A 25,405-nucleotide genomic window follows, 5' to 3' on the forward strand; every position below is an offset into this window, starting at 1 on the left:
TCCTCACCAGCTCGACTTGCGCACACCCGGCAGCTCACCGCGGTGCGCCATCTCCCGCAGCCTCAGCCGCGACAGCCCGAACGCACGGGTGAAGGCGCGCGGCCTGCCGTCCACCGCGTCCCGGTTGCGCAGCCTGGTCGGGCTGGCGTCGCGGGGCAGCCGCCGCAGCGCCCGCTGCGCCTCGTCGCGCCGCTCGGGGTCGGTGCGGATCAGCTCCTTCAGCTCGGCCCGCCGCTCGGCGTGCCTGGCCACGACCTCGCGCCGCTTCAGGTCCTTGGCGATCTTCGACTTCTTGGCCACGTCAGCGCTCCTCGCGGAAGTCGACGTGCCTGCGCACGACCGGGTCGAACTTGCGCAGCACCAGGCGGTCCGGGTCGTTGCGGCGGTTCTTGCGGGTCACGTAGGTGTAGCCGGTGCCCGCCGTGGACCGCATCTTGATGATCGGCCGGATGTCGTTGCCCCTGGCCATCAGACCTTCTCCCCGCGCCTGCGCAGCTCGGCGACGACGGACTCGACGCCCCGCCGGTCGACGGTCTTGACGCCCTTGGTGGACAGGGTGAGCACGACGTAGCGGTTCTCGGACGGCAGCCAGTACCGGCGGCGCTGGGTGTTGGGCAGCCAGCGGCGGCTCGTGCGGCGGTGGGAGTGCGAGACCTGCTTGCCGTAACCAGGTTTGCGCCCGGTCAGCTGGCAGTGGCGCGCGGACAAGGTGACCCCCTTGTGTAGGGAATGACAATCATTTTCACCTAGAGGGTAGCCGAGGGGGTCGAACCGCCGCGAGCGAGGTGGGCCTGCGCGTCCGGGGCTCTAGTCCTGGGTCTCGCCGTCCGGGGAATCGCGCCACTGGTTGAACGGCCGGTCCAGCCGCCACCGCTCGCCGTCGTGCTCCAGCACCCGGTCCTCGCAGGTCGCCGGGTTGGACAGCGACTCGAACAGCTCCACGCTCCACCCGAACAACCGCCTGCACAGCAGCCGGATGGTCAGCCCGTGCGACACCAGCAGCGAGGTCTCCGGGTGCCCGCCCGCGCGCACCCGCGCCTCCAGCCCGTCCAGGAACGCGGCCACCCGGTCGTCCACGTCCGCGCCGGACTCGCCGTTGGGCAGCCGGAAGAAGAAGTGCCCGAACGCGTGCCGCTGGTGCTTGAGCACCTCCTGCTGCACCGGGTCCTGCAGGTTGCCCCAGTCCTGCTCGCGCAGCCGGGGCTCGGCGACCACCCGCTCGGCCAGCGGGCCCAGCCCCAGCAGCCGCAGCGTCTCGCGGGTGCGCGTGTACGGGCTCACGTAGACGGCCGCCGGGACGCCCCCGAGCAGGGCTTTCACCCGTTCGCCCGCCTCCGCCGCCTGTCGCTGGCCCAACGGGGTGAGAGGCATGGTGTGATCGGGTACCCGGCAGTAGGCCAGTTCGTCGACGTTGCCCAGGCTCTGGCCGTGCCGCAGCAAGATGATCCGCACAGGACCCATCGTGCCGGTGTTACAGTCCGGCGGCGAGGGTGACGGAAGGTGTTACATGATCAAGTGCATCGCGCTGTACCGGCGGCCCGACCGGCCCGAGGAGTTCGACGAGGCCTACTTCGCCTCACACCTGCCCCTGGTCCTCAAGACCCCCGGCCTGCTGCGCGTCGAGGTCGCCAAGGCGGGGCAGCTGCTCGTCCCCGGCTTCCTCGGCGAGAACGAGCCGCACCTGATCGCCGAGATGTACTTCGAGTCCGAGGACTCCATGAACCGGGCCTTCGGCTCGCCGGAGTGGCAGGCGGGCGGCGCGAACCTCACCGAGATCGGGGCCGCCGAGCTGATCTCCCTGTTCACCGCCGAGGTGCTCCAGTCCGGGGCGGTCGTGGACGGGGTGGCCGAGCGGTGATCGCCGCGGTGATCGGCGGCGGCACCATGGGCGCGGGCATCGCGCACGTGCTGCTGGCGGGTGGCCACCGCGTGGTGCTGGTCGAGGCGGGCGCCGAGCGGGTCGCGGCGGCCGGGCAGCGGGTCGAGCGGTCGCTGGCCAAGGCGGACGAGCGCGGCAAGCTGCCCGCGCCGCCCGCCGAGCTGCTCGCCCGGTTGACCGTCGCGCGCGAGCTCGCCGACCTCGCCCCCGACGTGGAGCTCGTCGTCGAGGCCGTGCCCGAGGACGCCGCGCTCAAGCGCGCCGTGCTCGCCGCCGCCGCGACCGCGTGCCCGGACGCCGTGCTGGCGTCCAACACCTCGTCGCTGTCGATCACCGCGCTCGCCGAAGGGCTGCCCGGCGAGCGGGTCCTCGGACTGCACTTCTTCAACCCCGTCCCGGTCCAGCCGCTGGTCGAGCTGGTGCGGCACGACGGCGTCGACCCGGACGTGCTCGCGCGGGCGCGGGCCTGGGCCGAGTCGCTCGGCAAGACCGTGATCGAGGTCAGGGACAGCCCCGGCTTCGCCACCTCCCGGCTCGGCGTCGCCGTCGGGCTGGAGGCGATCCGGATGCTGGAGGAGGGCGTCGCCGACGCCGAGGGCATCGACACCGGGATGCGGCTCGGCTACAACTGGCCGGTCGGCCCGCTGCGGCTCACCGACCTGGTCGGGCTGGACGTGCGGCTCGCCATCGCCGAGCACCTGGAAGCCGAGCTGGGACCGCGCTTCGCCCCGCCCGCGCTGCTGCGCGCCAAGGTCGCGCGCGGCGAGCTGGGCCGCAAGAGCGGGCAGGGCTTCTTCGCCTGGTGACCCCCGCCGCCACCTGGTAGTCCTGGGAGCGCGCCGCGACCCGGCGCCGCTCGTGGAGGGGGTGCCAGGTGCTGATCAGGACCACCGAGCAGGCCGACGTCGAGGTCGCCGCGGGGCTGCGGGCCGTGGCGTTCGGCTCCGCGAGGCCCGCCGGCCCGGTGCTCCCGCCGGGGCAGGACGCGCTGGTCGCCGAGGTCGACGGCCGCCTCGTCGGCACCCTCGGCGTGTGGCGGCACCACCAGTTCTGGGGTGGCCGCACCGTGCCCGCAGGGGGGATCGGCGGGGTCGCGGTCGACCCGCACGCGCGCGGCCGGGGCGTGGCGACCGCGCTGCTCACCCGCGCCGTCGAGGACATGCGCGAGCGCGGGCAGGCCCTGTCGCTGCTCTACGCCACCGTGCCGGGGCTGTACCGCTCGTGCGGCTGGGAGCGCTCCGGCGTGCACGAGTGGATCAGCCTCACCCCCGGCCAGCTCCCCGCGGGCGGCAGGCCGCTCTCCCGCGCCGCCCGGCCGGAGGACGCGCCCGCCGTGCACGCCTGCTACACCGACCTCGCGTCCACCGTGGACGGGATGCTCGACCGCTCCGCGCCCGCGTTCGACCCGGTGCGGGCGCTGGACCACCCCGTGGTGTCCGTCGTGCCCGGCCACGACGGCGAGGTGCGCGGCTACCTGCGCGCCGACCGGGACGGCGACGGGCTGCGCGTGCTCGACCTCGTCGCCCGCGACCTCGACACCCAGCTCGGGCTGCTGGGCGAGCTGGCCAGCTGGGGCGGGCTGCTGCCCGCGTTCGACCTGCGCGTGCTCGACCCGGCCACCACCGGCCTGCTCACCGACCAGGCGATCAAGCACGCCGTCACCACCCGCGCCTGGCTGATGCGCGTGGTCGACCTGCCCGCCGCCGTGGCCGCGCGCGGCTGGCCCGCCGCGGCCGGGCTGCGCTCCGCCGCCGTGGACCTGGACATCACCGACCCGGTCGCCCCCTGGCACGCCGGGCGGCGCCGGATCGTGGTGGAGGACGGGCAGGTCGGGGTCGAGCCCGGCGGCAGCGGCGAGGTGCGGCTGCGGGCGCGGGCGCTCGGGCCGTGGTTCAGCGGCTTCCAGAACACCCACGCCCTGCGCCGCGCCGGCCTGCTCGACGGGGACGCGGCCCTGCTCGACCGGCTCACCGCGTCGACCGGCGTGCCCAGGCTCGGCGACTACTTCTGACCGATCGGCCGCCCCCCGGCCCGCGGAACTTGACGGTCTCCTCACACCCGCTTCTCAGGCGGCTCTCAGGACCAGCGGCGAGACTGACGACATGCGCATCCTCGTTGTCGACGACGACAGGGCCGTGCGTGAGTCGCTCCGCCGCTCACTGCAGTTCAACGGCTACCAGGTGGACCTCGCCGGTGACGGCCAGCAGGCACTGGAGTCGGTCCTGTCGCAGCGCCCGGACGCCATGGTCCTGGACGTGATGATGCCCAGGCTCGACGGCCTGGAGGTCTGCCGGAGGTTGCGCAGCACGGGCGACGACCTGCCCATACTCGTGCTCACCGCGCGGGACGCGGTGAGCGACCGGGTCTCCGGTCTGGACGCGGGGGCCGACGACTACCTGCCGAAGCCGTTCGCGCTGGAGGAGCTGCTGGCCAGGTTGCGCGCCCTGCTGCGGCGCACCGCCACCGACGTGGAGGAGACCGCCAACCTGCTGCGCTTCGCCGACCTGGAGCTGGACCCCGGCACCAGGGACGTCCGCAGGGGCGAGCGGCCCATCAGCCTCACCCGCACCGAGTTCGCGCTGCTGGAGCTGTTCCTGGCGCACCCCAAGCAGGTGCTCACCAGGGGCCGCATCCTGGAGGACGTGTGGGGCTACGACTTCCCCACCTCCGGGAACGCGCTGGAGGTGTACGTCGGCTACCTGCGGCGCAAGACCGAGGCGGGCGGCGAGCCCCGGCTGCTGCACACGGTGCGCGGCGTCGGCTACGTGCTCAGGGAGACGCCCCCGTGACCGCCCCCGGCGGCACCCGGTTCCAGCGCGCCTCGCTGCACGCGCGCGTGACCCTGCTCGCCGCGCTGTGCGTGGCGGGCGCGGTCGCCGTGGTGTCGCTGAGCGTGTACATGACGGTGCGCGACAACATGATCACCTCGTTCGACGAGAACCTGCGCCAGCGCGCGCAGGCGGCGGTGAACGCGCCCAGGGTCAACGACACGGTCAGCGAGATGCCCGGCGCGTTCCTCGCCGCCGGCGACATCAAGATCGGCAAGCTGGACTCGGCCGGGCGCATCCTGTACCCGAAGTTCACCACCGCCCCGCCGACCAACTCGGACGACCTGGCGGTGGCGAACGGCGAGCTGCTGGAGCACATCTGGACCGACAAGCGCACCGAGTACCGGGTGCTGACGGTGCCGTACGGCGACGGCGAGGCGATGGTCCTCGCCCAGTCGATCAAGCCGCTGAACACCACGCTGGGCAAGCTGAGCCTGGTGCTGTTCGTGATCGGCGGCCTGGGCGTGGTCGCGGCGGCGGCGGCGGGGACTGCGGTGGCGCGCACCGGCCTGCGGCCCGTGCAGCGGCTCACCGAGGCCACCGAGCGGGTCGCGCTGACCGGCGACCTGCGGCCGATCCCGGTGTCCGGCGACGACGAGCTGGCCAGGCTCACCCAGCGGTTCAACGCGATGCTGGGGGCGCTGGCCGAGTCGCAGGAGCGGCAGCGCAGGCTCGTCGCGGACGCCGGCCACGAGCTGCGCACGCCGCTGACGTCCATGCGCACCAACCTGGAGCTGCTGCTGGCGTCCGAGCGGCCGGGGTCGCCGACGCTGTCCGACGAGGACAAGGCGGAGATCAACGACGACGTGCGGGCCCAGCTGGACGAGCTGACCACGCTGATCGGCGACCTGGTCGAGCTGGCCCGCGAGGACGCGCCGCAGGTCGTGCACGAGCCGGTCGACCTGGTCGAGGTGGTCGAGCGCGCGCTGGACCGCGCCCGCAGGCGCGCGCCCGCCGACGTGGCGTTCGACGTGAGCCTGGAGCCGTGGTCGCTGCTGGGCGACTCGAACGCGCTGGAGCGGGCGGTGCTGAACCTGCTGGACAACGCGGTGAAGTTCAGCCAGGACAACACCGAGGGCGGCGTGGTGCGGCTGAGGCTGCGGCAGGTCGCGGAGGGCGCGGCGGTCGTCGAGGTGGCGGACTCGGGCCACGGCGTCGCGGAAGCGGACCTGCCGCACGTGTTCGAGCGCTTCTACCGCTCCTCCGAGGCCCGCACCCTGCCGGGGTCGGGGCTGGGGCTGGCGATCGTGAAGCAGGCGGCGGAACGCCACGGTGGCGCGGTCTACGCGGGGCGAGCCCCGGAGGGCGGCGCGCTGTTCACCCTGCACCTGCCGGGACGGCCTGCGCTGGCGCCCGCCACCAACGGCATGGGGTACGCGGGGGTCTGAGACGACCACGAGGAACGGGGCGGCGCCGGGAACGACCCGACGCCGCCCCGCTGCTCTTCCGCCGATGTGGATGAGACCGCTGAAGTGCGGACTTTTCTGGTCCGAGCCGGGCTGCGGTCCTGCACACCCTCCGTCCGACCATCGGGAGTCCGCGTGTTCGGCAGCGCCTCGCCGGAGCTGCGTGTCCCCTACCGCGCATGGCACTTCCCGCCGGACGTGGTGCGGAACTCGGGAGAGCTGGTCTTCAGCGCCAACGCTCTGGCGGACGTGCTCTTCACCACCGGGCGGGCGCCAGGGGACCGGTGGTCCCACGGCAGCGCCTCGGTGTACGAGTGGTTGCACCGCGTGGCCTTGGTGCCGGCTTACCTCAGGTGTGGCGACCAGGCTGAACTCCTCAGGTCGAAGCTCGCCACGACCTTGGACCCCTCGGAGAAGGGCGCGCTGTCCTACAGCATCGGCCAAGCCATGACCGCGATCTTCTGCGAGCAAATGCTCGGGGTCCGCGATCTGATGCACGTCGACCGCTACATGCACCAGAACAGGATCTCCTTCGCAGGCCCCAAGCGGCCGGACCTCTTCGGCGAGAACCCGGACGGCTGGGTGATCGCCGAGGCGAAGGGCAGTTCGGGTGAGCTGAACCGGGAGACCGCGCGGAAGCTGGTGATCCAGAAGCGGTCGGTCCGATCGATCAACGGACATCCGCCGAAGCTGGCCCTCGGCTGCATCGCCCACCACCCCCGTCCCAGCAAGCGCCTCGTCCTGAAGGCTTACGACCCGGAGGAGGAGAACGAAGACGCGGTCGACCTCAGCATCGACCGCGATCGCTACGTGTTCGCCTACCACCTGCCGTTCGTCCGGGCCATCGAGCTCGGGGACGCGGGTGAGCGGCTCGGCATCGCCACCGCCACCTTCGCCAACCTCGGCTTGGAGGTCGGCCTGGCCCGGCCACTGCTTCAGCAGTTGCGAGAAGCCGAGGAAACCGGGCAGCTGCGAGGCTTGGCCGAGCGCACCATCCGCTACCGGGACCAAGGCTTCGGCGAGGACGGTGGTCGCTTCGTCGGCGGCAGGTTCATCAGGACCACCTGGAACCGCGACCTCACGCTGGACGACCGGGACGGCTGACGCACTCGCCGTCCCGGCCCCACCACTACCCCTTCGTCGCCCCCAGCGTCAGCCCGCCCACGAACTGCCGCTGGAGCACGAAGAACACCACCAGCGTCGGCAGCGCCACCAGCAGCGCCCCCGCCGCCACCAGGTTGTTGTCCGTGAAGAACGCCCCCCGCAGGTTCTGCAGCGCCGACGTCACCGGCATCTTCTCGCCGGTCTGGATCAGCACCAGCGCCCACAGGAAGTCGTTGTAGATCCAGGTGAACTCCAACGTCGCCAGCGCCGCCAGCGCGGGCCTGCACAGCGGCAGCACCACCTGCCAGTAGCGCCGCCACACCCCCGCCCCGTCCACGCGCGCCGCCTCGCCGATCTCGCGCGGGATGGTCTTCATGAAGTTGCTCAGCACGAACACGCAGAACCCCGACTGGAACGCCACGTGGATCAGCACCAACCCCAGCCGCGAGTCCAGCAGCACCCCGCTGTCGCTCACCCACCCCGGCACCGGCGTCAGCAGGTACAGCCGGTGCAGCGGCGTCACCACCACCTGCTGCGGCAGCAGGTTCCCGGCGGTGAACAGCATCAGCAGCCCCAGGTTCAGCCGCCTCGGCAACCGGGCCGCGCCGAACGCCGCCATCGAGCTGAGCAGCAGCACCAGCACCACCGACGGCAGCGCCACCACCAGCGTGTTCAGGTAGTAGCGCGGCAGCTCGGCCCGCGTCCACGCCTCCGCGTAGTTCGCCAGCGTCAGCTCCTCGGCGACCGAGAAGTACCCGTTCCGCGCCGTGTCGTCGTAGCTGCGCAGCGACGCGTACAGCGCCCACAGCAGCGGCGCGATCGTGCCCAGGCACGCCAGCACCAGAAAACCGTGCAGCGCAACGGCTCCCGCCCGAACGCCCCTCACTCCGACTCCTCCCGCCGGAACACCTGCACGAGGTAGGTGGCGATGAACCCGAGCGAGATCACCAGCAGCACCACCGCCAGCGCCGACCCCCACCCGATCCGGCTGGACTCGCCGATGATGTTGTCGGTCACCAGCACCGACAGCAGCTCCAACCCGTTGCGCCCCTTGTTGACGACGTAGACGATGTCGAACGCCCGCAGCCCCTCGACCACGGTCACCACCAGCACCACCACGTTCACCGGCCGCAGCACCGGGAACACCACGCGCGTGAACGCCTGCCACCCGTTCGCCCCGTCCAGCGCCGCCGCCTCCCGCAGCGCCGGGTCCACGGCCTTGAGCCCCGCCAGGTACAGCACCATCACGTACCCGGTGTGCCGCCACGCCGCCGCGACGAGCACCGCGCACAGGTTGACGTCCTTGTCCCCCAACCAGTTCACCGGATCGCTGTCGGCGGTCCCGAGCAGGTTGTTCAGCAGTCCCTGCTCCGGCTGGTACACCAGCTGCCAGATGAACCCGACCAGCGCCAGCGACAGCACCACCGGCAGGTACAGCACGCTCTGGTACACCCGCCCGAACCGCAGCCTCCGGTCCAGCAGCACGGCCAGCAGCAACCCGGCCGAGGTCGGCACGAGCACCAGGAACACCAGCCACACCAGGTTGTTGCGCACGGCGGGCCAGAACCTCGGGTACGAGGTGAGGATGTCGACGTAGTTGCGCGCCCCCACCCACTCCAGGTCCTCGACCCCGCCGATGCCGTTCCACGAGGTGAACGACAGCCCGACCGACCCGAGCGCGGGCGCCCACACCAGCGCCACGTGCAGCAGCGCGGGCACGCCGATCATCAGCGCCAGCGCCACCCGCTCGCCGCGCGTCGGCGACGTGGCGCGCTTCGCCTTGCCCACCGGCGGTCTCACTCGGAGAAGATGGTCTTGGCCTGCTCCGCCATCCCGCGCAGCACCGGGTCCACGTCACCGGGCTCGGACAGGAACGCGGTCAGCCCGTTGGTCGCCGCGTCGCTGGCGAACCTCGGATCGGTGTCCCGGTCGAGGAACTGGGTGATGTGCGCGGCCGAGGCGATCACCTCGGCCGCCTTGCGCTGCAACGGGGTGTACCCGCTCACGTCGACCCCGGTGCTGGTCGCCACGGTCGTCGGGTCGGCCTTCAGGTAGGCCAGCTGCGCCTGCGGCGACGCCAGGTGCTCCAGCAGCTTCCGCGCCCCGTCGGGGTTGCCGGGCTCGCGGGAGAGCATGAAGCCGTCGATGGGCGCCTCGACGGTGTCGGTGCCGAACTCGGGGTTCACCTCGGGGAACGGGAAGAAGTCCAGGTCGTCGCGGTCCGCGCCGGTGAACTGCTGGGCCAGGAACGAGCCGAGCAGGTACATCCCGGCCTCACCCCGCTGGAGCGACTGGGCGGCCTCCTGCCAGTCGCGGCCGAGCGCGTTCTCCTGGTGGAACGGCAGCAGCCGCTTCCAGGTGTCGAACACCTCCCGCACCCGAGGCCCCCGCCAGTCCTCCCTGCCCGCCATCAGGTCGACGTGGAACCGGTAGCCGTTGATCCGGAAGTTCAGCTGGTCGAACGTGCCCATCGCGGGCCAGCCCTGCTTCTGCGCGAACGCGATCGGCGCGAGCCCGTCGGCCTTCATCCTGGTGGCCAGCGCGACCAGTTCGTCCAGCGTGCCCGGCGGGGTGTACCCGCGCTGCCGCCACAGGCTCGGCCGGTAGAACATCCCCCACGGGTACTGGGTGAACGGCACCAGGTGCTGCTTGCCGTCCGCCGCCGTCGCGGCCTCTTTGACGGCGGGGGAGAAGCCGGAGCCGACCTTCGCCCACACGTCCGACAGGTCGCCGGTGAGGCCCTGCTCGGCGAAGAACCTCATGCGGTAGCCGGAGAACCAGGACAGCACGTCGTCCGGCCGCCCCTGCAGGTAGTTGTTGATCTGCTCCTGGTACTGCTCGTGCTGCTTGGTGTTGATCCGCACGCTCAGCCCGGAGGAGCCCTCGAACGACCTCAGCACCGCCGTGATCGCGTCCTTCGGCACCGGGTCGGACTGGTTGTTGCCGAACGTCACGACGTCCGCCGACGCGCCGCCGGGGTCGCCGCCGCACCCGACGAGTCCGGGCGCCGCGCTCACCCCCGCTCCGAGCGCGAGCGCGCGCAGCACGGCGCGACGGCCTAATCGGGGGGACCGCTGGGGCGTGGGCGTGGACATGATCGCTCCTGTCGGGTTGACGCAACGCTGAACCAACCGAACGCGAATCCAACAAAGTTGCGCATAATGTGTCGCCTGTCACAGGGAACGTCAATGGCCGTTACCGGCCCGTTAACGCGCTAGTCCGAACCCTCCTGCCGCGCATACCAGCGGGTCGGGTGACGTGTACCGCCAAACAGTGTCAGACGGGCGTTACTGTTTGACTGTGTTGAGTTTGTGGTTCACTCTTGCGCCATGACGAGCTGGCCGACCGGACTGCCGGGCCTCGCCTGGGGCGCCGACTACAACCCTGAGCAGTGGCCCGAGGAGGTCTGGGACGCCGACGTCGAGCTGATGCGCGCGTCCGGCGTGAACCTCGTGAGCCTCGGGATCTTCTCCTGGGCGCTGCTGGAGCCCCGCGAGGGCGAGCGCGACTTCGCCTGGCTCGACCGGGCCATGGACCGCCTCGCCGAGGGCGGGATCCGGGTCGACCTGGCCACCGCCACCGCCGCGCCCCCGCCCTGGATGACCACCGACCACCCCGAGGTCCGCCCGGTCCGCGAGGACGGCGTCCGCCTCACCCACGGCTCCCGCCAGGCCTACTGCCCCACCTCCGAGGTCTACCGCACCCGCGCCGTCGCGCTGGCCCGCGCGCTGGCCGAGCGCTACCGCGACCACCCCGCGCTGTCCGCCTGGCACGTCGGCAACGAGTACGGCTGCCACGTCCCGCGCTGCTACTGCGACAACTGCGCCGAGGCGTTCCGCACCTGGCTGCGCGAGCGCTACGGCGACCTCGACGGCCTCAACGAGGCCTGGGGCACCCTGTTCTGGTCCCAGCGCTACAGCGCGTGGGAGCAGGTCGTGCCGCCCCGCGTGACCCCCACGTTCGGCAACCCCGGCCAGCTGCTCGACTTCAACCGCTTCGCCTCCGACGCGCTCCTCGAGCTGTTCAAGGCCGAGCGGGACGTGCTGCACGAGGTCACCCCCGGCGTGCCCGTCACCACCAACTTCATGGTCGGCTGGACCTTCGCCGACCTGGACTACTGGGCGTGGGCCAAGGAGATGGACTTCGTCTCCAACGACCACTACACCCGCTCCGAGGACCCCGACCGGCACATCGAGCTGGCCATGGCCGCCGACCTCACCCGCGGCCTCGCGGGAGGCCGCCCGTGGCTGCTCATGGAGCAGTCCACCTCGGCGGTGAACTGGCAGCCCCGCAACATCGCCAAGCTCCCCGGCGAGCAGCGCCGCAACTCCTTCTCGCACGTCGCGCGCGGCGCCGACGGCACGCTGTTCTTCCAGTGGCGCCAGTCGAAGGCGGGCGCCGAGCGCTTCCACTCGGCGATGGTCCCGCACGGCGGCGAGGACACCCGCGTGCACCGCGAGGTGCGCCGCGTCGGCGCCGAGTACGCCAAGCTGGACGAGCTGCTCGGGTCCACCGTGGACGCCTCCGTCGCGATCGTCTACGACTGGCACTCGCGCTGGTCCCTCGGCCAGGAGGCCACCCCCACCGCCGACTTCTCCTACCAGGAGAACGTCTTCGGCCTGTACCGGGCGCTGTGGCGCTCCGGCGTCACCGTCGACTTCGTGCCCCCCGGCGCGGACCTGTCCGGGTACAAGGCCGTCGTCGTGCCCTCGCTGTTCCTGCTCGACGACGCCGAGTGGCTCACCTCCTACACCGGCCACCTGCTGGTCACCCACCTCACCGCGATCACCGACACGCGCGGCCACGTGCACCTGGGCGGCTACCCCGGTCTCATCGGCGGGCTGCTCGGCGTGCGCACCGAGGAGTTCCACCCGCTGCGCGCGGGCGAGGTCGTCCGGCTCGACGACGGCGGCGAGGTCGCCGTGTGGACCGAGCTGCTGCGCTCCGAGGGCGCCGAGGTGCTCTCCCGCTACGCCGACGGCCCCCTCGCGGGTGAACCGGCCGTCACCCGCAACGGCAACGCCTGGTACCTCGGGTGCGGTCTGCGCGGCGCGGCGCTGGAGACCCTGGTGTGCTCCGTGGTGGCGGACGCGGGCGTCGAGCGGGTCCTGGTGACCGACCAGGGCGGCGGCGCGGACGTCGGCGCCGGTTCGGCGGGCGTCGAGGTCGTGCGCAGGCGCGGCGACGGCGGCTCGTGGCTGGTCGCGATCAACCACGGCGGCGAGCCCGCCCTGGTGCCCGCGCGCGGCGTGGAGCTGCTGTCCGGCGACGACGTCGGCGGGACGCTCACCGTCCCGGCGGGCGGCGTGGTCGTGGTCAGGGAAGCCGCCGCCGGGGAACCGGCCGTCGCAGAAGGGGAGTGACCGTGCTCGCGCGGCAGAGGCAGGCGGTGATCCTGGAGGAGGTGCGCCGCACCGGCGCCGTCCGGGTCAGCGACCTCGTGGTCCGGCTCGGCGTGTCCGACATGACGGTGCGCCGCGACCTGGACGTGCTCGCGTCGCGCGGGCTCCTGGAGAAGGTCTACGGCGGGGCCACCACGGTGGTCGTGCGCAGCACCGACGAGCCCGGCTTCGAGGCCAAGTCGGTGCGGCAGCTCCCCGAGAAGGAGGCCATCGCCGCGCGCGCGGCGGGCCTGGTGCGCCCAGGGACGGCCATCGGGCTGTCCGCGGGCACCACCACGTGGACGCTCGCCAGGTTCCTGGAGGACATCCCGGACCTGACCGTGGTCACCAACTCCATCCGGGTCGCCGACGTGCTCCAGCAGGGCGGGCGCACCGACCGCACGGTGGTCCTCACCGGCGGCGTGCGCACCCCGTCCGACGCGCTCGTCGGCCCGGTCGCGGTGCAGGCGCTGCGCTCCCTGCACCTGGACGTGGTGTTCCTGGGGGTGCACGGCATGGCCGAGCGCTCCGGGTTCACCACGCCCAACCTGAACGAGAGCGAGACCGACCGGGCGCTGGTGGACGCGGCCGGTCGGGTCGTCGTGCTGGCCGACCACACCAAGTGGGGCACGGTCGGCATCTCCACCATCGCCGACCTCGACGAGGCGGACGTCCTGGTCACCGATGCCGGACTGCCCGAGGAGGCGGTCGCGGTGCTCGGCGAGCAGGTGGGTGAACTGGTCCTGGCGCACGTGCCCGGACGGGGAGAAGAGGAACTGGCGTGACTGGCGTGAAGCGCACGGCGGGCGAGCTCGCCGACGGCCGAGAGATCATCTACTACGACGACTCGGCCGACGCGCCCCCGCGCACCGCGGCCGACACGAGGGACCTGCCGAGGACGCAGCCGCTGTCCGAGGTGCGGCGGGACCCGCTGACCGGCGAGTGGGTCGCGATGGCCGCGCACCGGCAGACCCGCACCTACAAGCCCCCGGCCAACCTGTGCCCGCTGTGCCCGACCGAGCCGGGCAAGCCGACCGAGATCCCCGAGGCGTCCTACGACGTCGCGGTGTTCGAGAACCGGTTCCCGTCGCTGGCGCAGAACACGCCGGACCTGCCGGAGACCGTCGACGGGATGCCGATGGTCGCGCGGCGGCCGGGGCGCGGGCGGTGCGAGGTCGTGTGCTTCACCTCGGACCACAACAGCTCGTTCGGGCAGCTCACCCCGCGGCGGGTGCGCACCGTCGTGGACGTGTGGGCCGAGCGCACCGAGGTGCTGGGCGGGCTGCCGGGCGTCGAGCAGGTCTTCCCGTTCGAGAACCGCGGTGAAGAGATCGGCGTGACCCTGCACCACCCGCACGGGCAGATCTACGGCTACCCGTTCGTGACGCCCAAGACCGAGAAGATGCTCGCGGTGGCGGAGCGGTACCACGCCGAGCACGGCCGTCACCTGATGGGCGACGTGCTGGCGGCGGAGCAGGCCGCCGAGATCCGCGTGGTCGCGAGCAACGCCACGTGGACCGCGTTCGTGCCCTCCGCCGCGCGCTGGCCGGTCGAGGTGCACCTGGTGCCGCACCGCCACGTGCCGGACCTGCCCGCGCTGACCGACGCCGAGCGCGACGACTTCGCCACCCTGTACCTGGACGTGCTGCGCCGCCTCGACGGCCTGTACGACCGGCCGCTGCCGTACATCGCGGGCTGGCACCAGGCGCCGTCGAAGGTCGGGCGGGAGCACTCCTGGCTGCACATGGAGGTGTTCTCGGTGCTGCGGACGGCGGACAAGCTGAAGTACCTGGCCGGGTCCGAGTCGGGCGTCGGCGTGTGGATCAACGACGCGACGCCGGAGCAGATCGCGGAGCGGCTGCGCGCGCAGGCGTAGTCGCCGGGTGGGCCGTGACCGCCGGGCCTGCGCTCCTCGGAGCGCAGGCCCGGCGGTTTTTCCGCTCTGCCGACGGCCCGCCGTCCGCCCAAGGGGCTTCGGAACGACTCACAAGTGATGCCCAGACTCGTTTAAGGCTCCTCTCAGGCGCACACCCCAGAGTTGTGGACATGACCGAGAACGAGCCGCAGCACCAGCCGCAGCAGCCCGCAGACCAGAGTCCCTGGGCGCGCGGCGGCGGCGAGGCCGGTCTTCACGCCGGTGGCGGGCAACGGGATGTCCACCAGCCGGACTCCGCGCGGGAGCACTCCGCCCGCGACGGGCAGCAGGACCGGCCGACCACGCGGCTCGGTCTGGACGACTCCGACCGGTCTGGCGCGCAGGGCGCCACGACCGGGGCGGACCAGGCCACCCGGTCCGAGGCGCTGCAGGGCGCCCCGGCCGGAGCGGCCACCGACCGGCCCGAGAGGGCCGAGTCGGACACCACCGGTGCGGCGGAGGCTTTGCAGGGGGCCGACGCCGATCGGGGAACCGGAGGGCAGGGCGTGCAGGGCGCCCAGTCCCTCGCCGGGTGGCCGGGCGCTGTGCAGGGGGCGCCCGCCCACCCGGCTTCCGGGCCCACCACCGGGGGCGCCCCCCAGACTTCCGGGCAGCCGCTCACCGCAGCCGCCCAGCCCGGCCACGTCCAGCAGCCCGGTGTGACGCAGCAGATCAGCGCGTCCCAGGTCCCGCAGGGCGGTTCCACTCAGCAGATCACCCCCGGTCAGCGGCCCTTCGGCGAGCAGCCCACCCAGACGGGCCCGTTCGCGGGGCCGGGCGGCCGGTCGACCGAGCAGGGGGTTCAGGTGAACGCCTTCGGCCAGCCCGTCCAGTCCGACCGCGCGACCGGCACCGCCTACGGCCCGCCCGCGTCGGGCGGGTTCCCCGGTCAGCCCGGCGGCCCCGGTCAGCCGGGCGGCCCCGGTCAGCCGGGGTCCGGCCCGTACTACGCGGTGCCCGGCGCGGACGGCCAGCTCCCGCCGCAGCGCGCGAAGTCCGGCGGCAGGGGCAAGGTCCTCGCAGGCGTGGCCGCGCTCGTGCTCGTGGTGGGCGGCGTCGCCGGTGGTGTCGGCGGCTACGTGGGCTACCAGGCCGCGGGTGGCTCCGGTTCGGTGGTCAACGCCCTGAACGCGGCCCCGCCCGCCCAGCAGACCGCCGACGCGCCCGCCGGTTCGGTGGAGGCCGTCGCGCAGAAGGTGCTGCCCACGGTGGTCCAGGTGCAGGTCAGCGGCGGCGCCGGGTCCGGCTTCGTGATCAGCTCCGACGGTCTGGTCGTCACGAACAACCACGTGGTCGAGTCGGCCGCGCGGGGCGGCGCCGTCCGGGTGGTCTTCCAGGACGGCAAGACGGCCAGCGCCAAGATCGTCGGCCGCGACCCGTCGTCCGACCTGGCCGTGATCAAGGCGGACGGCGTCTCCGGCCTGCCCACCGCCGAGCTCGGCAACTCCTCCGACCTGAAGATCGGCCAGCAGGTGATCGCGGTCGGCTCCCCGTTCGACCTCACCGGCACGGTCACCTCGGGCATCGTCAGCTCGCTGAACCGCCCAGTGCGGGCCGGCGGCGAGTCGGGCAGCCAGTCCACGGTGCTCAACGCCGTCCAGACCGACGCGGCGATCAACCCCGGCAACTCCGGCGGGCCGCTGATCGACATGAACGGCCGCGTGATCGGCATCAACTCGGCCATCTACAGCCCGAACTCCAGCCAGACCTCGCAGGGCGGTTCGGTCGGCATCGGCTTCGCCATCCCGATCGACCAGGCCAGGCGCACCGCGACCGAGCTGAGCGAGACCGGTAAGGCCACCCAGACCGTGCTGGGCGTGCAGGTCACCGACGCCCCGCAGGGCGGCGCGGCGGTCCAGGAGGTCACCGAGGGCGGCGCGGCGGGCCAGGCGGGCGTGAAGGCGGGCGACGTGGTCACCAAGTTCGGCGACCGCCGCATCGACAGCTCGGACGCCCTGGTCGCGGCCGTCCGCTCGGACACCCCCGGTGACAAGGTCACCCTCACCCTGGCCGACGGCCGCACGGTGGAGGTCACCCTGGGCAGCCAGGAGGCCCCGGTCAACTGACCGGCCCCGGCGCCCCGCCCCCCAGGCGGGCCTGCCCGATCCGCCCACCCGCGCAGGCCCCACCCCCAGAACGGCCGACCGGCCCGGTTCCCCCTACCGAGCCGGTCGGCACGCCCACCCGGCCCGACCGGGCTCACCGGTAGCGGCCCGACCAACCGGGCTCAGCCCAACCGGCTCAGCTCCACCGGCCACAGCCCAACGGAGTCCATCTCCACCGGGCTCAGCCCAACCGGGTTCGGCTCCACCGGGCACAGCTCCACCGGGTTCAGGCTCCCGACTCACGCGCCTCCGAGTCGGCCCAGAGGCCGCGCTCCAACCGGGACACGCCCTCGTCCCGCAGGAGCGCGGCCTCGTCCACTTCCCGGCTCACGTCAGCAGGACCCCCACCGCAGCACCAGCCCCAGCCCCAGCCCCAGCCCCAGCCCCATCACCATCACCATCACCATCACCACGGGACGGTCGATGTCCGAGCAGAGCGCGCACCTCCGGGTAGCCCGATCCAGTGATCGCCGCGAGCTGGTCCGCCACGGACAGCAAGGTGTCATCGCACCTCCGGATTCCCCATTGGTTACGGTGACTCGCATGGAACGCAGCGCGCAGCGCCTGGGACGCGCCCTGGTCGTGATCGTGGACGACCGGGTGGCACACGGTGAGCACGAGGACAGCACGGGCCCCCTGGTCACCGAGCTGCTGGAAGAGGCGGGGTTCATCGTCGACGGCACAGTCGCGGTGGAGGGCGAGGTGGTCGACATCCGCGCCGCGCTGAACACGGCGGTCATCGGTGGCGTCGACCTGGTGGTCACCGTGGGAGGCACGGGCGTGTCCCCCAGGGACGTGACCCCGGACGCCACCCAGGGTGTGCTGGACCGCCCGATCGCGGGCATCGCCGAGGCGCTCCGCGCGTCGGGCCTCGCGGCGGGCGCGGTGGACGCGGGCATCTCCAGGGGCCTGGTCGGGATCTCCGGCAGCACCCTGGTCGTGAACCTGGCGGGCTCCCGCTCGGCGGTCCGCGACGGCATGGCGACCCTGTCGTCGCTGGTGCCGTACGTCATCGAGCAGATCTCGGGCCTGGACGAGGCATGAGCACCCCGGACCAGCCCACCCCCCTGACCCCGGCCGAGGCCGAGGCCAGGCGAAGGAGGCTGGCCGAGGTCTTCGGCGACGTCCTCCCGGAAACCCCGGACGAACCGAGGGCGCAGGGAAGACCGGACAGCTGGTACGAGGAGAACCGCCCCCCGCACCACGGCGGCTGACCCAAGCCCAGGCTGACCCAAGCCTGGGCTGCCCCAGGCCCCAGCCGCCCCGGACCACCCTCGACTGACCCAACCCGCACCACCCCGAGCCCCCGGCCGACCAAGCCGGAGCCCCGGACCAGCCAGCCCCACCCGCCCACCAGCCTTCGACCGCGGGCGTTCACCGAACGCCCGCAGGTCGAAGGCACGCACCACCGCAGCGCACCGTTCCGCGCAGCCGCAGCAAAGCCACGCGGCCCGGTAACCGACGCAGCAGCCGGTGAACCGGCAACCGGCGCAGCCACACGCGGCCCAGCAACCAGCGCGGGCCAGCACCCGCCTCACGAGTGCCGCCACTCCTGCCACCACTCCGGTGCAGTCGCACCGCACCCGCCCGGTTCCACGGCACGGCCGTCCCCACCGCAGGACAGCCGCCACCGCAGAACAACCACCACCGGCGAACCAGCGCGACTCCCGAACCAGCACCGCCGCTGGCCAACCACGCCACCGGTCCACCACCGCCACCGGTCCGCCACCGCGCCGAGCGGGTCTTGCCACTGTTCGGCCACCGCCGCTGAGCGGGTCTTGCTCTGTTCGGTTGTCGCCGCCGAGCGGGTCTTGCCGCTGTTCGGCCACCGCTGCCGAGCAGGCTTTGCCCTGTTCGGCTGTCGCCACTGAACGAGCCCGGCCGCTGGTCGGCTACCGCCGCCGCGTGACCCTGGTCGTCGCACCGCGGTTCGCGGGGTGGGGCGACCAGCCGCCAAGCGGTCCGGTGGTCGTCAGCCTCGGGGGTGCTGCTGGGTGTTCGGACGCGGCGGCTGGGCGGGCCTGGGGCCGGTGCCCGGCTGGTTCGCGTACTGCTGCGGGGTGGAATGGGGGCCGGACTGGGCCGAGGTCCGCTGGGCACCCTGGTTGCCCTGGTTACCCAGATTGCCCTGGTTCGCCTGGGCCACCAGCAGGTCGCGGATCTCCTTCAGCAGCTCGACGTCGGTCGGTTCCGACGGGCCCACCTCCTGACCGCGCTCCCTCCTCTCCTTGATCTTGTTCATGGGCATCACGAACACGAAGTAGACGACCGCCGCGATGATCACGAAGTTCATCACCGCGGTGACCAGCGCGCCGAAGTCCATCGTCGTCTTCGGGCTGGCGCCGAGCTGGACGGCGAACCCGACGGGGTTCTCCATGCCGCCGACCAGCGCGACCAGCGGGTTGATCAGGTTGTTGGTGAACGCGGTGACGATCGCACCGAACGCGGCGCCGATGACCACGGCAACCGCCAGGTCGATGACGTTGCCGCGCATCAGGAAGTCCTTGAAACCCTTGATCACTGCCGCTTCTCCTCCTCGGGAAGTCTCAGAGCCAGCGGAGGGTAACCGCACTCCTTGATCGCCACACCCACCCGGACCCACCCGCCCGCACGACCACCGACCGCCCGCGCGACCGCCGACCACCCGCGCGACCGCCGGCCACCCGCGCGACCGCCGGACCCGAGCGCCCCTTGAACCCGTACGACCGCCGGACGCTCGGCCGCGCGGCCCACTTGACCCGAGCGCCCCTCGGACCTGCATGGCCTTCAGGCGCTTGGCCTGCGCCCACGGGACCCGAGCGCCCCTTGGACCCGCACGGCCGCCAGGCGCTCGGCCGCCCCGCCAACTGGGCCCGAGCGCCCCTCGGACCTGCATGGCCTTCAGGCGCTTGGCCTGCGCCCACGGGACCCGAGCGCCTCTTGGACTCGCACGGCCTTCAGGCGCTCGGCCGCCCCGCCAACTGGGCCCGAGCGCCCCTCGGACCTGCATGGCCTTCAGGCGCTTGGCCTGCGCCCACGGGACCCGAGTGCCTCTTGGACTCGCACGGCCGTCAGGCGCTCAGCCGCGTCACCCGCCGGGCCCGAGGGCCCCTCGGTCCCGCACAGCCGCCAGGCGGTCGGCTGTGTGACCACCGGACCCGAGCGCCCCTCGGACTCGCACGGCCTTCAGGCGCCCGGCCGCGTCGCCCGCCGGGCCCGAGCGCCCCTCAGTCCCGCACGACCGCCAAGCGGTCGGCCGCTGGGTGATCAGCTGCCTGGAGCGTGCGGGGGCGGAGTCGTGCGGTGTCGTCGGGAAAGCCCGTTCCGGCCCCGGAGGTCGGATGACCGGCTTGATCGCCGGAGAACGCGGCTGAGAGGCCGTCCCGGTGCTCTTGCGGCGACGCAGCGTGAGCGCGGCCCTGCGGCTCAGTGCGAGCGCAGCGTCAGGCCCACCTCCTGCCCCAGCGCCTCGGCCGCCACGCTCGCCGCCAAGTCGCGGGGCATCAGCAGGACCGCGGACTCCTCCCGCAGCGCCACCACCACCGCGTCCCGCGCGAGCACCCGCGCCTCCGGACCGGGCGGACTCAGCCCGGGAGGACTCAGGCCGGTCGAACCCGGCCCAGGCGGACTCAGCCCGATCGGATCCAGCCCGGTCGAGCCCAGCCCGGTCGAACCCAGCCCGCCCACGCCGACCACGTCCACCCGGCTGCCCGTGCGCAGCAGCCCGGCCGTCACCGGGTCGAAGCGCACCGCCACCGACGCCGCCTCCGGGTCGACCCCCGTCAGCCGCGCGTCCGTCAGCGGCTCACCCGCCCGCGCCGTCGACACCAGGGCGCGGCCCACCGCGACCTCCGCCGCGACCACCCCCTCCGGCGCCAACCCCGGCGGCAGTTCGACCGCCCGGACGTCCTCCCGCGCCAGCGCGACACCGGGCGGCAGGTCGTGGGCGGCCACCAGCACGGTGGTCGTCGGCGGGTCGGGCCACAGCAGCGCTCCCAGGCCGAGCAGGGCCAGTGCCAGCGCGAACAGCTTTCGGGCGAGGTTCATGCCTCGAAGCTAGGAGGGCGGCGCCAGGGGTGGGAAGCACGAGACCCCCGAGCTGTGGACAACTCGGGGGCCTGTGGAGAACTGGGGGATCAGGAAGCGGCGGCCGTCTTCGAGGAGGACGGTGCCGGCGCGGAGGACGACGACGAGGACGAGGACGTCGAGGAGGACGACGACGAAGAGGACTCGCTCTTCGGCGACGAGGACGACGATCCCCGGCTGTCGGTCCGGTAGAACCCGCTCCCCTTGAACACGACCCCCACGGCGCCGTAGAGCTTGCGCACCTTGCCGGAGCACTCGGGGCACTCGGTCAGCGCGGAGTCGGAGAAGGACTGCACCGCTTCGAACCGGTGGTCGCACTCGGTGCAGGCGTACTGGTAGGTCGGCACGATCGCCCCTCCACGAGTCCTGATTGGCACTCCCACGTCACGAGTGCCAACGACGATGATGCGCTGAGGGGCGCGCCGCGCGCAAACATGCCTGGTCAACGTCACAGCGGCAAGCGCACCACACCACGCCCAGGGGTGAGTACGGCACTCATCCGGACGTCATGAGCCTCCGCGGGCAGCGATTCCACGAACTCCTCGTCGCGCACCACCGCCACCACCGGCCCCCGCGCCAGCGGCAGCGTCCGGTCGTAGTACCCGCCGCCCTGCCCCAACCGCACCCCGGCCCGGTCCACCGCCAGCGCGGGCACGAGCACCAGCGCCGCCCCCGCCACCGCGCCGACCCCCAGCAGCGGCCCGTCCGGCTCCCTCAGCCCGAACGGCCCCGCCCGCAGCGCCCCGGTGTGCTCGGCCCACTCCAGCGGCCCGACCCCCGCCACCACGGGCAGCAGCACCCGGAACCCCGCCCCCCGCAACGACTCCAGCATCCCCGCCGACCCCGGCTCGCCCCGCACCGCGAGGTACGCGCACACCGCCCCACCGGCCGGAACCCCGAACGCGGCGGTCGCCAGCAGCACCTCCGCCACCATCGGGACCGGCTCGGCCCCGCGCCGCGCCGCCCGCAGCCGTGCGCGCTCCGCGTCCTTGCGATCACGTTCACCGGACGTCATGGCAGGACAGCCTAAGGACGCCGTTAGGCTCGCTGGGCATGAGCGCCTTCACGACAGCAATCGTGCCCGCGGCCGGGTTGGGCACCCGCTTCCTCCCGACCACCAAGGCCGTGCCCAAGGAGCTGCTGCCGGTCGTCGACACCCCCGGCATCGAACTCGTCGCCACCGAGGCGGCCGAGGCGGGCGCCACCAAGCTGATCATTGTCACCTCCCCCGGCAAGGAGTCGGTGGCGCAGTACTTCCGCCCCCAGCCCGAGCTGGAGGAGACCCTGGAGAGCCGCGGCAAGTCCGACCTGGTCGCCAAGGTCCGCCGCGCCCCCGCCCTGCTCGACGTGGAGACCGCGCTCCAGGAGAAGGCCCTCGGGCTCGGCCACGCCGTCGGCTGCGCCGAGGCCAACCTGACCGACGCCGACGAGGCCGTCGCCGTGCTGCTGCCCGACGACCTGGTGCTCCCCACCGGCGTGCTCTCCCGCATGGCCGCCGTGCGCGACCGCTTCGGCGGCAGCGTGCTGTGCGCGTTCGACATCCCGCGCGAGCAGATCTCCGCGTACGGCGTGTTCGACGTGAACGACACCGACGACGACGACGTCAAGCAGGTCGTCGGCATGGTCGAGAAGCCCAAGGCCGAGGACGCTCCGTCCACCTACGCCGCCGCGGGCCGCTACCTCCTCGATCGGGCGATCTTCGACGCCCTCAAGCGGATCACCCCCGGCGCGGGCGGCGAGCTCCAGCTCACCGACGCCATCGCGCTGCTGATCTCCGAGGGCCACCCGGTGCACGTCGTGGTCCACCGCGGTGGGCGACACGACCTGGGCAATCCGGGAGGTTTCCTCAAGGCTGCGGTTGACTTCGCGTTGGAGCACCCGGACTACGGGCCCGAGCTCGGTGAGTGGTTGCGGGGTCGCCTCGGCAACTCCTGAACGAGGTATGAGCATGAACGAGGTATGAGCACATGAGGTCAGTGGACGAGCAGCTCGCCAGGGTCATCGCCGCCGCCGTGCGGCCCGCCCCGGTGCGCGTGGCGATCTCCGAGTCGCAGGGGCTCCTCTGCGCCGAGGAGGTCGTCGCCGAGCGCGCCCTGCCCGGTTTCGACCAGGCGGCGGTGGACGGCTACGCGGTGCGCAGCGTGGACGTGCAGGGCGCGGGTGAGGAACCGGTGACGCTCCCGGTGGTCGGCGAGATCACCGCGGGGTCGCGCCAGCCGAGACGGCTGCAGCCGGGGCAGGCGGTCCGGGTGGCGACCGGCGCACCGCTGCCGACGCTGGCCGACGCCGTGGTCCCGCTGGGCTTCACCGACGGCCACGCGGCCAAGGTGACGGTCCAGCGGCCCGTCCCGTCGGCGGCGTTCGTGCGCCGCACCGGCGAGGACGTGCAGACCGGGGACGTCGCCGTCCGCCGGGGCACGACCATCGGCGCCGCCCAGGTCGGCCTGCTGGCCGCGGTCGGGCGGAACAAGGTGCTCGTCCACCCCCGGCCACGGGTGTCGGTCATCTCCGTCGGCGAGGAGCTGGTGGACGTCGACCGCACCCCCGGCCAGGGACAGGTCTACGACGTCAACTCCTACGCGCTCGCGGCGGCGGCCCGCGACGCCGGGGCCGAGGTCAGCCGGGTCGGCATCCAGTCGGCCGACCCGCGCAGGCTCCGCGAGGTCGTCGAGGGCAGGCTCCTGCTGTCCGAGGTGGTCGTGGTGGCGGGCGGGGTCGGCGGGGCCATCGGCGACGAGGTCAGGGCCGCGCTCGCGGACCTGGGCGACGTGGACATCACGCGGGTCGCCATGCACCCCGGTTCGGTGCAGGGCTTCGGCAGGCTCGGGCCCGACGCGGTGCCCACGTTCCTGCTGCCCGCCAACCCGATGAGCGCCCTCGTGGTGTTCGAGGTGCTGGTCCGGCCGCTGATCAGGGCGGCGCTGGGCAAGCGGAACCCGTACCGGCGCGCGGTGAGCGCCCGGCTGCTGTCGCCGCTGTCGTCCACCAAGGGGCGGCGCGGCTTCCTGCGCGCGCAGCTGCTGCGGGACGAGCAGACCGGCGAGTTCCTGGTCCAGCCGCTCGGGCAGTCCGGGGCGCACCTGCTCGCCTCGCTCGCCGAGGCGAACTGCCTGGTCATGGTGGACGAGGACGTCACCGACGTCGCCGTCGGCGAAGAGGTGCTGGTCAGCTTCATCGCCCAGAAGGGGTAGGGAGATCGCACCGCTGGCGTGGGAGGGCGGACGGCACCCCGGTTGGCCCGTGCGGCTGGGACCGCTGCGGGTGGCGGCCGGGGTCGTGGAGCTGCGCCCGCCGAGGCTGCTGGACGCGTCGGCGTGGGGCCGCACCAGGCTGCGCGACCGCGACCACCTGGAGGCCTGGGAGCCGACCGCCGTCGAGGGGTGGCACGAGCGGAACTCGCCGCTCGCCTGGCCCGCGCAGTGGTCGGCGCTCAAGGGGCTGGCCAGGCGCGGCCAGGCGCTGCCGTTCGTGATCACCGTGGACGGCGAGCTGGCCGGGCAGATCACGGTCGGGAACATCGTGCGCGGGGCGCTGCGCTCGGCGTGGGTCGGCTACTGGGTGGCCGCCGACCGGGCGGGCGGCGGGGTCGCGACGGCCGCGCTCGCCCTTGTGGTGGATCACACCTTCGGGTACGCCGGGCTGCACCGGTTGGAGGCCACCGTCCGCCCCGAGAACGCGGCCAGCGCGCGGGTGCTGGCGAAGGCCGGGTTCCGCCGCGAGGGGTTGTTCGAGCGGTACCTCGACGTGGCCGGGCAGTGGCGTGACCACCTGTGTTTCGCCATGACGGCGGAGGAGGCGTCCCCCGAGGGGCTGGTCCGCCGAATGGAGGCGCAGGGGTACGTCCGAACATCGTGACGGGCCCGCCGAACGGGTCAACTTGATCCGCCGAAGGTGGGTTCTGGACCACACCCGCGTACCTCTCCCGGTCGGCGAGCCTCCGAGACAGGTGTGACTGTTGTGGCTAGCGTGGCGTCTGCACTACGCGCTGTCAGGGGGAGGTGAACGGGGATGCCGAGTTCGCTGATCGTCGTCGGGCTGGGGGTGGCCTGGCTGGTCGTCCTCGTGCCCATGGTGGTCCGCAAGCGGGCCGACGCGCGGAACAGCATGGAAGAGGAGTACGACCCCATGCCCGAGCACGAGTACGAGCTGGACGACGAGTACGACGACGACTACGAGGACGAGCTCCCGCAGCGCGCCTACCGGCCGGGGCGGGGCGGTTACGACCCGGAGACCGCCGCGATCGTCGCCCAGGCCAAGTACGCGTTCCGGCGCAGGGTCGTCGCGGTCCTGCTGCTGCTGGCGGCCGTGACCGCCGTCGTGGCGGGTTTCGTGCTCCCGGTGCTGTGGTGGGCGCACGGGGCCGTGGACGTGGCGCTCGTCGGCTACCTGACGTACCTGCGCCGCCAGGTGCGGATCGAGGAGGACGTCAGGGCGCGCCGTCAGGCGCGGTTGGCGTCCCGGCGGCGGTCGGCGCGCCGCGAGGAGCCGGTGGAGGACGAGGGCGGGGCGGTGCGCGACGTGCCCGCGCCCCGGCACGAGCAGCAGCCGGTGGCGCCGGGGGCGGTCGTGGTGGACGCGGACGACGAGGACCCGGTGTTCCTGGAGCTCGACGGGCCCGGTGACCTGCGGTACCGGCGTGCGGCGGGGGAGTAGAGGGGGGTGGTGAAACCACCCCCCGGAGTACTGCTATAGTTCTCCTGCACGACGACGAAGAACTGAACA

At 73.0% G+C, this 25,405-nt stretch carries 26 protein-coding genes and 1 pseudogene; 16 read left to right on the plus strand and 11 right to left on the minus strand.

Annotation, left to right across the window (positions count from 1 at the left end; genetic code table 11):
* Positions 1-3: 3 nt before the first annotated feature.
* The 4 genes from rpsN to CNX65_RS03020 form a co-directional block, all read right to left on the minus strand.
* Positions 4-300, minus strand: a complete 297-nt coding sequence (gene rpsN, locus CNX65_RS03005; RefSeq protein WP_012783230.1) for a 30S ribosomal protein S14 — start codon at positions 298-300, stop codon at positions 4-6.
* 1 nt (position 301) lies between these two features.
* On the minus strand, positions 302-469 hold the full coding sequence (rpmG, locus tag CNX65_RS03010) for a 50S ribosomal protein L33 (protein WP_012783231.1): 168 nt from the start codon (positions 467-469) through the stop codon (positions 302-304).
* Positions 469-708, minus strand: a complete 240-nt coding sequence (rpmB, locus tag CNX65_RS03015) for a 50S ribosomal protein L28 (protein ID WP_096491402.1) — start codon at positions 706-708, stop codon at positions 469-471. The genes rpmG and rpmB overlap by 1 nt, the downstream gene beginning before the upstream one ends.
* A 99-nt stretch (positions 709-807) precedes the next feature.
* Positions 808-1,452 carry a histidine phosphatase family protein gene (locus tag CNX65_RS03020; protein ID WP_177154486.1) on the minus strand — a complete coding sequence of 215 codons (645 nt, stop codon included), beginning with the start codon at positions 1,450-1,452 and terminating at the stop codon, positions 808-810.
* A 55-nt stretch (positions 1,453-1,507) separates the two neighbouring features.
* Here CNX65_RS03020 and CNX65_RS03025 point away from each other — a divergent pair, with 55 nt between their 5' ends.
* From CNX65_RS03025 to CNX65_RS03050, 6 genes are all read left to right on the plus strand, one after another.
* Complete coding sequence (locus tag CNX65_RS03025) at positions 1,508-1,858, plus strand: EthD family reductase (RefSeq protein WP_096491404.1); 351 nt, start codon at positions 1,508-1,510, stop codon at positions 1,856-1,858.
* Complete coding sequence (locus CNX65_RS03030) at positions 1,855-2,685, plus strand: 3-hydroxyacyl-CoA dehydrogenase family protein (protein WP_096491405.1); 831 nt, start codon at positions 1,855-1,857, stop codon at positions 2,683-2,685. Before CNX65_RS03025 ends, CNX65_RS03030 begins: the two co-directional genes overlap by 4 nt.
* A gap of 68 nt (positions 2,686-2,753) precedes the next feature.
* A complete protein-coding gene (locus tag CNX65_RS03035; protein ID WP_096491406.1) occupies positions 2,754-3,890 on the plus strand; it encodes a GNAT family N-acetyltransferase in 1,137 nt (378 codons plus the stop codon).
* A 91-nt stretch (positions 3,891-3,981) separates the two neighbouring features.
* On the plus strand, positions 3,982-4,668 hold the full coding sequence (locus CNX65_RS03040) for a response regulator transcription factor (protein ID WP_096491407.1): 687 nt from the start codon (positions 3,982-3,984) through the stop codon (positions 4,666-4,668).
* Positions 4,665-6,095 carry a sensor histidine kinase gene (locus tag CNX65_RS03045; RefSeq protein WP_096491408.1) on the plus strand — a complete coding sequence of 477 codons (1,431 nt, stop codon included), beginning with the start codon at positions 4,665-4,667 and terminating at the stop codon, positions 6,093-6,095. Before CNX65_RS03040 ends, CNX65_RS03045 begins: the two co-directional genes overlap by 4 nt.
* A gap of 153 nt (positions 6,096-6,248) precedes the next feature.
* Entirely contained in the window at positions 6,249-7,217 is a 969-nt protein-coding gene (locus tag CNX65_RS03050) for a hypothetical protein (protein WP_096491409.1), read from the plus strand.
* A gap of 25 nt (positions 7,218-7,242) precedes the next feature.
* Here the strand turns inward: CNX65_RS03050 and CNX65_RS03055 are convergent, their stop codons facing one another.
* Genes CNX65_RS03055 through CNX65_RS03065 form a run of 3 tightly spaced genes read right to left on the minus strand, consistent with a single transcriptional unit; the run spans position 7,243 to position 10,264 of the window.
* Entirely contained in the window at positions 7,243-8,103 is an 861-nt protein-coding gene (locus CNX65_RS03055) for a carbohydrate ABC transporter permease (protein WP_096491410.1), read from the minus strand.
* Positions 8,100-9,017, minus strand: coding sequence for a carbohydrate ABC transporter permease (locus CNX65_RS03060; protein ID WP_096491411.1), 918 nt, complete (start codon positions 9,015-9,017; stop codon positions 8,100-8,102). The genes CNX65_RS03055 and CNX65_RS03060 overlap by 4 nt, the downstream gene beginning before the upstream one ends.
* On the minus strand, positions 9,014-10,264 hold the full coding sequence (locus CNX65_RS03065; protein WP_232519683.1) for an ABC transporter substrate-binding protein: 1,251 nt from the start codon (positions 10,262-10,264) through the stop codon (positions 9,014-9,016). Before CNX65_RS03065 ends, CNX65_RS03060 begins: the two co-directional genes overlap by 4 nt.
* Positions 10,265-10,546: 282 nt before the next feature.
* Between CNX65_RS03065 and CNX65_RS03070 the strand changes: the two genes are divergently transcribed.
* The 6 genes from CNX65_RS03070 (at position 10,547) to CNX65_RS35925 (ending at position 17,832) form a co-directional block, all read left to right on the plus strand.
* Positions 10,547-12,580 (plus strand): beta-galactosidase, encoded by a 2,034-nt coding sequence (locus CNX65_RS03070; protein WP_096491413.1) that lies wholly within the window; start codon positions 10,547-10,549, stop codon positions 12,578-12,580.
* A gap of 2 nt (positions 12,581-12,582) precedes the next feature.
* Positions 12,583-13,383, plus strand: a complete 801-nt coding sequence (locus CNX65_RS03075; RefSeq protein ID WP_096497579.1) for a DeoR/GlpR family DNA-binding transcription regulator — start codon at positions 12,583-12,585, stop codon at positions 13,381-13,383.
* A 5-nt stretch (positions 13,384-13,388) separates the two neighbouring features.
* Positions 13,389-14,474, plus strand: a complete 1,086-nt coding sequence (gene galT, locus CNX65_RS03080; RefSeq protein WP_096491414.1) for a galactose-1-phosphate uridylyltransferase — start codon at positions 13,389-13,391, stop codon at positions 14,472-14,474.
* A 170-nt stretch (positions 14,475-14,644) separates the two neighbouring features.
* A complete protein-coding gene (locus CNX65_RS38260) occupies positions 14,645-16,579 on the plus strand; it encodes a trypsin-like peptidase domain-containing protein (RefSeq protein ID WP_177154487.1) in 1,935 nt (644 codons plus the stop codon).
* A 582-nt stretch (positions 16,580-17,161) separates the two neighbouring features.
* Complete coding sequence (locus CNX65_RS03090; protein WP_012783247.1) at positions 17,162-17,662, plus strand: MogA/MoaB family molybdenum cofactor biosynthesis protein; 501 nt, start codon at positions 17,162-17,164, stop codon at positions 17,660-17,662.
* On the plus strand, positions 17,659-17,832 hold the full coding sequence (locus CNX65_RS35925; RefSeq protein WP_177154488.1) for a hypothetical protein: 174 nt from the start codon (positions 17,659-17,661) through the stop codon (positions 17,830-17,832). The genes CNX65_RS03090 and CNX65_RS35925 overlap by 4 nt, the downstream gene beginning before the upstream one ends.
* 914 nt (positions 17,833-18,746) lie before the next feature.
* On the opposite strand, the pseudogene mscL reads toward CNX65_RS35925, so the two are convergent.
* From mscL to CNX65_RS03110, 4 genes and pseudogenes are all read right to left on the minus strand, one after another.
* Positions 18,747-19,139, minus strand: a pseudogene (gene mscL / locus CNX65_RS03095) (large conductance mechanosensitive channel protein MscL); the annotation flags it as partial.
* Positions 19,140-20,023: 884 nt separating this feature from the next.
* On the minus strand, positions 20,024-20,644 hold the full coding sequence (locus CNX65_RS03100; protein WP_096491416.1) for an SAF domain-containing protein: 621 nt from the start codon (positions 20,642-20,644) through the stop codon (positions 20,024-20,026).
* Between the two features lie 89 nt (positions 20,645-20,733).
* On the minus strand, positions 20,734-21,030 hold the full coding sequence (locus CNX65_RS03105; RefSeq protein WP_096491417.1) for an FmdB family zinc ribbon protein: 297 nt from the start codon (positions 21,028-21,030) through the stop codon (positions 20,734-20,736).
* 101 nt (positions 21,031-21,131) lie between these two features.
* Positions 21,132-21,698: a 5-formyltetrahydrofolate cyclo-ligase gene (locus CNX65_RS03110; protein ID WP_096491418.1), complete on the minus strand. Its 567-nt coding sequence runs from the start codon at positions 21,696-21,698 to the stop codon at positions 21,132-21,134.
* Between the two features lie 38 nt (positions 21,699-21,736).
* Between CNX65_RS03110 and CNX65_RS03115 the strand changes: the two genes are divergently transcribed.
* The 4 genes from CNX65_RS03115 (at position 21,737) to sepX (ending at position 25,336) form a co-directional block, all read left to right on the plus strand.
* Complete coding sequence (locus CNX65_RS03115) at positions 21,737-22,618, plus strand: UTP--glucose-1-phosphate uridylyltransferase (protein ID WP_096491419.1); 882 nt, start codon at positions 21,737-21,739, stop codon at positions 22,616-22,618.
* Between the two features lie 32 nt (positions 22,619-22,650).
* A complete protein-coding gene (glp, locus tag CNX65_RS03120; RefSeq protein ID WP_096491420.1) occupies positions 22,651-23,874 on the plus strand; it encodes a molybdotransferase-like divisome protein Glp in 1,224 nt (407 codons plus the stop codon).
* Positions 23,875-23,878: 4 nt separating this feature from the next.
* On the plus strand, positions 23,879-24,538 hold the full coding sequence (locus tag CNX65_RS03125) for a GNAT family N-acetyltransferase (RefSeq protein WP_096491421.1): 660 nt from the start codon (positions 23,879-23,881) through the stop codon (positions 24,536-24,538).
* Between the two features lie 153 nt (positions 24,539-24,691).
* Entirely contained in the window at positions 24,692-25,336 is a 645-nt protein-coding gene (gene sepX / locus CNX65_RS03130; protein ID WP_096491422.1) for a divisome protein SepX/GlpR, read from the plus strand.
* The last annotated feature ends 69 nt before the right edge of the window (positions 25,337-25,405 follow it).

Origin of the sequence: Actinosynnema pretiosum (assembly GCF_002354875.1) — a bacterium.
Lineage (GTDB): Bacteria > Actinomycetota > Actinomycetes > Mycobacteriales > Pseudonocardiaceae > Actinosynnema > Actinosynnema auranticum.